The following is a 1,037-nucleotide window of genomic DNA, read 5'->3' as shown; positions in this document are numbered from 1 at the left end:
GCCGGGAGTCTTGTTCGCATCGAGGAGGATGGCCCTGCCCTCATGCATGACGAAATCGAATTTTCCATAGTCGAAGCCGAGTTCACGCCGGCGCTCACGCAGTTCGTCGGGCACCGGGACGGGCTCGCGCCGGATCGTCTCCGATGCCTTGACCAGGCCGTTCGGGGAGACGTAGCGGGTGCAGCGCTCTCGCTCTCCGCAAAACACCCAGAAACGAACAGCAAAACCGTCGGGTTCTCTCTCCGGAATGAACTTTTCCACGACGAGATCGTCGCAATCAAAGACGCCGTCTGGAACGTCGCCGAGAGATCCGTGGATCTCATAGGGGTGCAAGATTGGCAAATGCGGAAACGGCGGCTGTTTGCCCGCGCGCTCGGATCGCCGGTTGAGGAGCGTCTCCGGGATTCCCCGATTGTTGAGATTGCTTTTGACGATCACCTGACCTTGCCAGCTGTCGGTTTTGTCGATCAATGCACCACTGATCCGCCGTTTGGATATGTCGGCGGCGCCGATGTTGAGGCAGAATGCAAAACACCGGGCATAGTCGACATAGTCCGTTGGCGTCACCGTGGCATCGACATGCAATACCGCCATATCGGCGCTGACCGGCTTCGACAGGCCTTGCTGAACCCGAACCGAATGGCCGCGCCTTTTCAATTCCGCAAGAATGTCGAACAGCATGTATGGGCTGCTCCTGCGCAGCAGAATATCGCGCCTGCCCAGGAACCTGTCATGCTCATGCGTTATCACGGCGATACGCGCCACTATCCACCTCCTGGACTGTCTGTAGATGCCTTGAAATGTCTTGGCTTGTCCAACGACCTCTATTAAGCCCCGGTGATATCCAAAATCCAGGCGTGCAGGGGGCCAATGGAATTGCATGACAAATCATTGGGACGATTACCACCGCCATTGGAAACTTCTGGAAGCGCCGCTACGGCCGACAGCGGAAACCGTCGCTATATTCGATCGCGAACTTGATCTCGGAAATGCCGATGTCCTTCTCTTGGGGGTTACCCCGGAATTGGCAGTTCTGG

The 1,037-nt window shown here is 57.2% G+C and carries 1 protein-coding gene; it reads right to left on the bottom strand.

Features of this window, described 5'->3' with window-relative positions:
• The coding region (locus EN994_RS32865; protein ID WP_127308222.1) for a hypothetical protein at positions 1-765 on the bottom strand (765 nt) is incomplete at its 3' end.
• Between the last annotated feature and the right edge of the window lie 272 nt (positions 766-1,037).

This window comes from Mesorhizobium sp. M7A.F.Ca.CA.002.09.1.1, assembly GCF_003998555.1.
GTDB classification, from domain to species: Bacteria; Pseudomonadota; Alphaproteobacteria; order Rhizobiales; family Rhizobiaceae; genus Mesorhizobium; species Mesorhizobium ciceri.
This window is presented reverse-complemented; position numbering and strand designations above follow the sequence as displayed.